8 protein-coding genes, 2 tRNA genes and 1 pseudogene are annotated in these 7,246 nt (G+C 45.8%); 7 read left to right on the top strand and 4 right to left on the bottom strand.

Translation table 11 applies throughout. From position 1 onward, the window contains the following. Nucleotides 1-3: 3 nt before the first annotated feature. A tRNA-His gene (locus ACXJGZ_RS07230) sits at nucleotides 4-80 on the bottom strand. 78 nt (nucleotides 81-158) lie between these two features. Between ACXJGZ_RS07230 and taw3 the strand changes: the two genes are divergently transcribed. The 5 genes from taw3 (at nucleotide 159) to ACXJGZ_RS07205 (ending at nucleotide 2,729) form a co-directional block, all read left to right on the top strand. Continuing rightward, complete coding sequence (gene taw3 / locus ACXJGZ_RS07225; RefSeq protein ID WP_456326141.1) at nucleotides 159-782, top strand: tRNA(Phe) 7-((3-amino-3-carboxypropyl)-4-demethylwyosine(37)-N(4))-methyltransferase Taw3; 624 nt, start codon at nucleotides 159-161, stop codon at nucleotides 780-782. Nucleotides 783-926: 144 nt separating this feature from the next. Then, nucleotides 927-1,003 (top strand) — tRNA-Arg (locus tag ACXJGZ_RS07220). Nucleotides 1,004-1,020: 17 nt separating this feature from the next. Further along, complete coding sequence (locus ACXJGZ_RS07215) at nucleotides 1,021-1,170, top strand: DUF7128 family protein (RefSeq protein ID WP_293254105.1); 150 nt, start codon at nucleotides 1,021-1,023, stop codon at nucleotides 1,168-1,170. Between the two features lie 78 nt (nucleotides 1,171-1,248). Continuing rightward, nucleotides 1,249-2,220, top strand: a complete 972-nt coding sequence (locus ACXJGZ_RS07210) for a cell wall-binding repeat-containing protein (protein WP_456321127.1) — start codon at nucleotides 1,249-1,251, stop codon at nucleotides 2,218-2,220. A 74-nt stretch (nucleotides 2,221-2,294) separates the two neighbouring features. Continuing rightward, nucleotides 2,295-2,729, top strand: coding sequence for an aminoacyl-tRNA deacylase (locus ACXJGZ_RS07205; RefSeq protein ID WP_456321123.1), 435 nt, complete (start codon nucleotides 2,295-2,297; stop codon nucleotides 2,727-2,729). On the opposite strand, the gene ACXJGZ_RS07200 is transcribed toward ACXJGZ_RS07205, so the two are convergent. Further along, nucleotides 2,719-3,042, bottom strand: a complete 324-nt coding sequence (locus ACXJGZ_RS07200) for a hypothetical protein (protein WP_456398825.1) — start codon at nucleotides 3,040-3,042, stop codon at nucleotides 2,719-2,721. The two genes, ACXJGZ_RS07205 and ACXJGZ_RS07200, sit on opposite strands and share 11 nt — an antisense overlap. Before the next feature lie 62 nt (nucleotides 3,043-3,104). Between ACXJGZ_RS07200 and ACXJGZ_RS07195 the strand changes: the two genes are divergently transcribed. Beyond that, entirely contained in the window at nucleotides 3,105-4,100 is a 996-nt protein-coding gene (locus tag ACXJGZ_RS07195) for an AI-2E family transporter (RefSeq protein WP_293254095.1), read from the top strand. Here the strand turns inward: ACXJGZ_RS07195 and ACXJGZ_RS07190 are convergent. After that, the gene (locus ACXJGZ_RS07190) at nucleotides 4,087-4,623 is read right to left on the bottom strand and encodes a nicotinamidase (protein WP_456398823.1); all 537 of its coding nucleotides are present in this window, start codon (nucleotides 4,621-4,623) and stop codon (nucleotides 4,087-4,089) included. The two genes, ACXJGZ_RS07195 and ACXJGZ_RS07190, sit on opposite strands and share 14 nt — an antisense overlap. Before the next feature lie 103 nt (nucleotides 4,624-4,726). On the opposite strand from ACXJGZ_RS07190, the gene ACXJGZ_RS07185 reads away from it, so the two are divergent. Then, a complete protein-coding gene (locus tag ACXJGZ_RS07185) occupies nucleotides 4,727-6,352 on the top strand; it encodes a DUF4932 domain-containing protein (RefSeq protein ID WP_456398821.1) in 1,626 nt (541 codons plus the stop codon). A gap of 6 nt (nucleotides 6,353-6,358) precedes the next feature. Here the strand turns inward: ACXJGZ_RS07185 and ACXJGZ_RS07180 are convergent. Next, a pseudogene (locus ACXJGZ_RS07180) lies at nucleotides 6,359-7,246 on the bottom strand (MFS transporter); the annotation flags it as partial.

Genomic DNA, 7,246 nt, shown 5'->3' with positions numbered 1-7,246 from the left:
TGATGGGGCCGGGGCCGGGATTTGAACCCGGGCTAGGGGATCCACAGTCCCCTGTGCTAACCAGGCTACACCACCCCGGCCATTTTAGAAGCCGACTCTAACTCATTGGCATAGATTTATAAAGTTTTCGTAAGTTAATTCGAGCAGGGGTGAGTTCAATGAGAGCGAAGAGGGAAGCTCTTGCAAGCCTCTTCATGGCTCTGAGGGAGAGAAGGGTGGACGAAGATATAACCGACCTCCTTATGCTCATCAATTCAATCAGAGGCATTCACACTACCTCCTCATGCTCCGGAAGGATTGGGATACTGGAAGAGCCTTATTTGGGTTCCAAGCCACTGAGCAGATGGCTTATAAAGAAACACTCCCCTATTACCTTTGAAGAGGCAAAGGAAGCCCTGGGAAATGCGAGGGAAGGCATGATTTTTCTTAAGAGCCAGCCTCCCATATTTCATGTTGTTGCCCAAGACATCAAAACCGCAAAAAGGATACATGAGGTTGGCTTAGCTTCAGGCTTTAAATACACCACATTCAGAGCATTAAAGGGAGATAAAGTTCTGGTGGAGATAAACGGCACCGAATATCTAACCGCCCCTCTGGGAAAGAATGGTAAGGTTTTATCAACGGATGAACACCTTGCATTCACAATTGAAATGGGGAATGAGATGCTGAGGCGCTCTAAAGGGAGACTTCCACGCCTGCGGGAGAACTTTGAAAAGCTCAGAGGAGAGTTTGGGGAAGATGACCTATTCCACGAGATTAAATCAAAGCTCGGGAGAGGATGATACTTTTAGAATAATTGTGGTATGGGTGTAGTTTTACTCCCTTTTAGGCATTTTAGGCATTATCGAAAGAATTCTCCTTTTCCTGACGATATGGGAGAAAATAACCGCAAGCTTTATAAATGTCCTACCTCGATTTAAGCTCGAGGGCCCGTGGCCTAGCAGGATAGGGCGCCGGCCTTCTAAGCCGGCGGTCCCGGGTTCGAATCCCGGCGGGCCCGCCATCCATAGCCCCAAGGGGGTGGCGGTTTTGAAGGCACTTAAAGTCCATGACAGGGATGGTGAGATTTTCTACAAATGCCCAAAATGCGGCATGATCTTCAAGAAGGGCAAGGATTATGTGAGGCATATCAACAAGTCCCACGGGCACATATTCAGGGGTGAAGCTTGACTTTTTCGCTTTTTTCTAAAAAAGCTTTTAAGTACTTTTTCTTAATCCCTATAAGGAGGGATAGCGTTGGATAAGAGGATGCTCTTTGTACTCGGAATGCTGATTGCATCAATTTTTCCCTTAAGTCTGGTGAGTGCTCAAGAACCCCATTACGACATTATAATCGTAAGGAATGATAATCTGATTGATTATATAATAGCTCTCCCCTATGCGGCTAAGCTCGAAGTTCCAATTCTTCCCGTGAACCCCACCCAGCTCGATGAGCAAACGAAAGCACAGCTCTATTCCTACGTTCAAATAGGATGGAAAGAAGCCCTAATTGTAGGAAATGCTCAAGCCATAAGTCCTGAAGTTGAAAATGAGCTCATGATATTGGGGTTTAACCCAAAGAGAATTGGAGGAGACTATAGAACGGAAACCGCCGAAAAACTTGCCACACATTTTTATGATCACGCCGATACCGTCTTTTTGGCGAGCGCTTTGGACTATGGATCAGCCCTTGCGGCGGCCAAATTTGCGATGGAGTACAATTATCCCATACTCCTGACCCTTGAGAATGATCTATCCGAGCCCGCCGAGCTGGGTCTCAAAAAGCTTGGAGTCAAACAGGTCATAATGGTGGGTGCGGGATTATCCCCGACCATAAAGGAGAAACTTGAAAGCGAGGGATATACCGTTTACTGGTATGGAAAGAATGTCGAGCCCCTCCCCCTCCACAAAGAGGAGCCAAAATCCCCCTACACGTACACATTGATAGGTGCCCTGATAGCTCTGGCGGTTTCAATCCCGATAGTGGTTTACTATGGAAAGAAGAGATGGAGCGCCAATGTAGTCCCTGTGGAGGTTCTTACTGAGAAGGAGCGCATAGTTGTGGAAGCCATTCTAAAGGCGGGTGGTACCGTAAAGCAGGAAGATCTGCCGGAGGCAACGGGATATTCAAGACCCACAATAAGCCGCATTATCCAGGAACTCGAGAAAAAGCAGCTCATCACAAGGGAAAAGATTGGAAAAACCTTCGTCGTCAAAATGATAAAAGAGATACGGCTTTGAGGGCCATTATGGGTGCCCTCTCCAACCCCCAAAAACCTTAAGTTATGAAAACATCAATTTTATCCGGTGGTTGTGTGAACCTTGAGGAACTTGCATCCAGGCTCGGTGGAGAAATTTTAAATATCGGAAAACCTGTAAAAACTGTGAAACAGGCAGTTAGGGAAACGAAATCCGCCCCAAAGCAGATAATCAAGTCCCTGATTTTTATAAGCGAAAAAGAGCCTCTCCTTGTTATAGTTGACGGGGATTCCAAGGTGAGTCTTGAAAAACTCAAGAACATCTTTGGAGATGTTAGGCTGGCAAAGCCCAAGGAAGTTAAGGAGCTCACAGGATACGAAGTCGGAGGTATCCCTCCTGTTGGAATAGCGCTTAGAACCATAGTCGATCCAAAGGTTCTCGAGAATGATTATGTAATCGGAGGGGGAGGCAGCATAGACAAACTCATGAAGATAAGCCCGAAAAAGATAGTGGAGCACCAGAGAGCGGAAATTATAGATGTCAGCCTTTAATCTCCCTCTCATAAATTCTCAGAGTATCCTCCCTTATTTCCCGGGCTACATCCTCACTCACACTGGCTATGGAGAGCTGATATCCCTGGTATTTGAGCACTATTTCATAGATATTGGGATATCTTACCCGCATCATTCCCAATGCTCCCTCGGGAGGATAGAGAAGGCCCAGATCCCTGTAGATCAAATAGGAGCCTATGCTCAGGAGGGCATTTAAATAGTTTAAAAATGCCATCTGGTAGTTTTTCTCTTCAAAATTTCTGGCACCAGCAGAAAGCATCTCATTGATCTTTGCCAGCATCTCCTCTTCCATTTCTATCCCCAACATAGGTTTCCGCGATAAGTTTTAATTCTTTGCCCGACATATTAAAGAGCATGAGAAGGAGCAACATAATCCTATGGGTGGCACTGGCTTCGATAATAATCTATCTGGGGTGGAAGATGCTCCAGCCCATGTTCTCCGCAGTTTTCTTTGGTGCCATAGCAGCCTATGCATTTTTACCGCTTCACCGAAGATTTTCAGAGAGGATGGGAGAATTCTGGTCTTCCATGGTACTCACAATAATTCTCCTCCTCATAGCCCTCGGGACAGCGGTTCTTCTCGTCCTCACATTGAGCAGCGTGCTGAGCTCCGCATACTCCTACACCATGCTTACCTTCGATTGGGTGTACACCCTTCCCCTCCCGCCGGGTGTTGAGGAGACCATTAGGGATATCCAAAACCAGCTCCTTCCTTATCTAAGGGAATACATCCTCAATTATACCCTTTCCCTTCCGAAATACCTCCTGCAAACCCTGATATTTCTTATAGTTTTCCAGTACCTCCTCGCCAATTCAAGTGAGGTCTCAAAGGCAATACCGACATTCTTTCCACGGGAGAACGAGGAGCTCGTCCAAAGCCTCATAGAAGGCACGGATAAAACACTTCAAGCATTAATCAGATCATGGCTTCTATTGAATATCGCAAAGGGAATATTCATGGCTCTGGGATTCCTAATATTTGGGATAGCTGAACTGGGAGAAGCTATAACCGCGGGAATATTTACCATACTCTTCAGCTTCGTCCCACTCTTCGAAGGGTGGATGATATGGCTGATAGGTTCAATATATCTAATAAAACAGGGGTTCGTTTTCAGGGGTCTGTTGCTGGCAATCTATGGATTTTCGCTCGTTTCTCCTCTTCCGGATTATACTATAAGACCAAGAATCGTCGCAAAGGATGCCAGGCTTGATTCGACAATGGTTCTCCTCGGCATGATTGGAGGAGCGATGGCCTTTGGGGTAAAAGGTCTGATAGCCGGTCCGATAGTCTTTAACCTAGTTGCAACACTGATTAGGGAATGGAAGAAAATGAATACTAAGGAATTATAATTTCAGCCCCTTCCTCTTCGAGTTCCTTCAAGGCGTCCTCCTCATCTTCCTTTTTTATGCCTTTAATGGCATCTTTCAGGAGGTAGACCTCAAAGCCTTCCCTCAGCGCATCTAGAGCCGTGGCTTTTACGCAGTACTCCGTTGCAACACCGCATATGTAAACCTTTTTAATGCCTCTCTCCCTCAAGAGCTCCGCCAAATTTGTATCCTGGAACCCGGAATATGCCTCTTTATCCGGTCTATCCGCTTTTGATATTATTATGGCGTCTTCGGGTAGTTCCACCACAAACTCGGCGCCCTCTGTGTTCTGAATGCAGTGGGGAGGCCAAATCCCCCCGTATTTCTTAAAGCTCATATGATTTGGTGGATGCCAGTCGCGTGTTGCGATAATCAAAGCCCCCTTCTCCTTGAAGGTTTTTATGTATTCATTCACCTTTGGGATTATTCTGTCTCCTTCGGGCACCGGGAGTGCTCCTCCGGGCATAAAATCCCTCTGCATGTCAACAACTATAAGTGCCTCCATGCTCCCACCAATTAAGTCTATGCCTCATTCTATTTTTAGGTTATGCTCCGGGCGTCTTCAAAAAGATTTTAAAATCCGGTGGCTTATTATATATGGTGGTGCCATGAAGAAACTTCCGATAGTTATATTCCTCGTAATTCTTATGGTCATCGGAAGCGGCTGCACATCGACCCAGAAAACCCCAAGACCCTCCAGTATTCCCCATCAAAAGATGGAAATAGCGTCAAAGAAAATATCGGGAAATGTTTACGTTCTCATAGACCCAAGGGTTGAGCTGGTGGAGATAATTTACAGGCTGTCAGATTCGGGATGGTACCATCAAACGGGAGTGGCTCCCGAGAAACTTTCCGTGGATGGATATGGATACGTAATGGGGGTGGATGAGTATTTTGGAAGGTATAAAGATGCAAAAGCTGTTCAGATGGTGAGGAAACTCTCTAAAAACGGGCTCACCTATGATGCAATTCCAAGATTTGCCATTCATCTGAACCCTGAAACCTTTGAACTTGAGAGGAACTGGAGTGATATGCTCAGGGACAGGCCCTGGCTGGCCGAGAAGGAGTTAAATGAGTTCGCAGATGCCGTGAAGGAGTTTGCGGAAGAAACCAACTTCTGGGAGTTCTACAATGGGCATCTGGAATTTTACAACAGGACAATAGAGGAGTTCCTCAAAGAAAATCCGAATCTGGCAGATATTCCGAAGTTTGAGGAGGAATTCTTCGGAGAAAAGCCCAAAGGATGGTACATAGTTCTCCAAACTGCCTTAGCCCGCCATAGCTTCGGCGGATGGATTGGTAAAGGAAAGGATAAGGAAATCTACGGATTCCTTGGGATATGCCATCTAGACCGCTTTGAAGGAATTCCCAGATTCTGCCCGGCTCTCGTTCATGAATTCGCCCATAGCTTTGTCAATCCTGCTGTTGATAGAAATTACGAGCTTTTCAAACCCTATGAATCCCTCTACAATCCGGTAAAGGAGAAGATGGCGGGCATGGCATATTCAGATTTCAAAAACATGCTCCATGAGACCCTAGTTAGGGCATTTGAAGCCTATTATATAAAGGAAACCGAGGGAGAGGCTGCTGCAGAAACCCGTCTCGCAATGGAAAAAGCAAGCGGCTTTCATTTCATAGATGATGTTTACAAGGCATACGTGGAGAAATACGTACCCAGCAGGGCCAAATACAGAACTTTTGATGATTTTATGCCGGCACTTGCCAAGGTTATTGGAGAGGTCTATGAAAGGACGAACGGGGGTAAAGAAGTCAAATTTGAAACAGGGCCAACGGTTAGGGAATTCGTGGAGAAGCTCTCAGAGGAGGGAGGGATAATAATTTATGATGGTAACAGCAGTGCTGCCCTTACCCTGGCGGGTGAAATAGGTAAGAGCCTCAAAATAGAGGCAATTCCCGGGAAACAGGTAAATGAGGGGGATTTAAAGAAAAACCTTGTGTTTGTGGTTCTCTCAAACAGCAGCCTATTGAAAGAGCTCCAAGCCTATATGGACATAAAGGTGAGTGGGGAAGAAGTGCACAGCGAGATAAGCGGGAAGACATATAAAGGCAGTATAAGAGTATTTGAGGTCATAAGAAATCCATGGAGCAGCGATAAGTTGATTTTCATCATCATAGGGACAGAAGAGGAATCTTTGAGAAGCCTTCATGCCTACGGTAACCTTCACTACAGCATAAGGGATGCAGACAGCGATGAGATGCTTGAAGCCGGTTAATTTTTCTCACTCATCCTTTTTAAAGAACATCCAGAAACTGACCATTGAGAGCCCGTATAGGAAGCCCGTTATAAAGAAGGGGATAACCAGGGAACGATCAAATATAGCCCCTCCGAGGTATTGCCCTATCCCGAATGTTGAAGTCCATGAAAAGTTCCTCAGTGCTATGGCAGTGGATCTCTCTTCCCCGCTAAAGAAGCGCATCATGAACGCATCCCATATTGGATTTACTATGTTCATCAAAATCGTCCTGATCGTGTAGATGAGAGCGGCTAGCAAGAAAGTTGGCATGAAAGGGAGGCAGGCTATCAAAGCGGTTGCGGCACCGTTAAAGCTCACGATTGTCCTTACACTGCCTATCTTATCCGCTATTAGAGGAAGGAGAAAAGTTCCAAAGCCCATCACAAGCTGTTGGGCAAAGAAAACACCGCTTATGACTGCCAAAGTTTGACCAAAGCGGAGATTAAAGTAGAGACTCATATATGGGATCGTTATCCCTGCTCCAAGACATATAAGAGCACTTGGGAGGGAAAACTTCAGGATTTTAACTAGTAACTCACGCCTCCATTTTATGCAGGGGTTTCTAACGGGCACATCTTCAATGACAAAGAGAGCAGTATCACGAGGATGAACTGCAGAAGCGCAAGTGCTATGACGAGTCTATAGGCAATCCCCGGACTTATCCCAAAGTTTTCCATGAGAAAATCGGGGGCAAATCCAGCTACAAGAACTCCCAGAGCATTGAAGATGGTGCCAAGTCCAAAACTTATGGAGAAGGCATGATGCCTGAGTTTTCCCCAACTTCTTCGCTTAAAAATGCCCATTGATGACATATCATAACCTAAAGCCCTGAGATAGAAGGGCATTATGAATATGGAAAACTGGAGAAAGAGC

The sequence above is a fragment of the Palaeococcus sp. (in: euryarchaeotes) genome (assembly GCF_053987695.1).
This window is presented reverse-complemented; position numbering and strand designations above follow the sequence as displayed.

What these genes read in the sequence shown, in the direction of transcription:
- taw3 (WP_456326141.1), top strand. Translation starts at nt 159, where the DNA reads ATGAGAGCGAAGAGGGAAGCTCTTGCAAGCCTCTTCATGGCTCTGAGG.
- ACXJGZ_RS07210 (WP_456321127.1), top strand. Translation starts at nt 1,249, where the DNA reads ATGCTCTTTGTACTCGGAATGCTGATTGCATCAATTTTTCCCTTAAGT.
- ACXJGZ_RS07200 (WP_456398825.1), bottom strand. Translation starts at nt 3,042, where the DNA reads ATGGAAGAGGAGATGCTGGCAAAGATCAATGAGATGCTTTCTGCTGGT.
- ACXJGZ_RS07195 (WP_293254095.1), top strand. Translation starts at nt 3,105, where the DNA reads ATGAGAAGGAGCAACATAATCCTATGGGTGGCACTGGCTTCGATAATA.
- ACXJGZ_RS07190 (WP_456398823.1), bottom strand. Translation starts at nt 4,623, where the DNA reads ATGGAGGCACTTATAGTTGTTGACATGCAGAGGGATTTTATGCCCGGA.
- ACXJGZ_RS07185 (WP_456398821.1), top strand. Translation starts at nt 4,727, where the DNA reads ATGAAGAAACTTCCGATAGTTATATTCCTCGTAATTCTTATGGTCATC.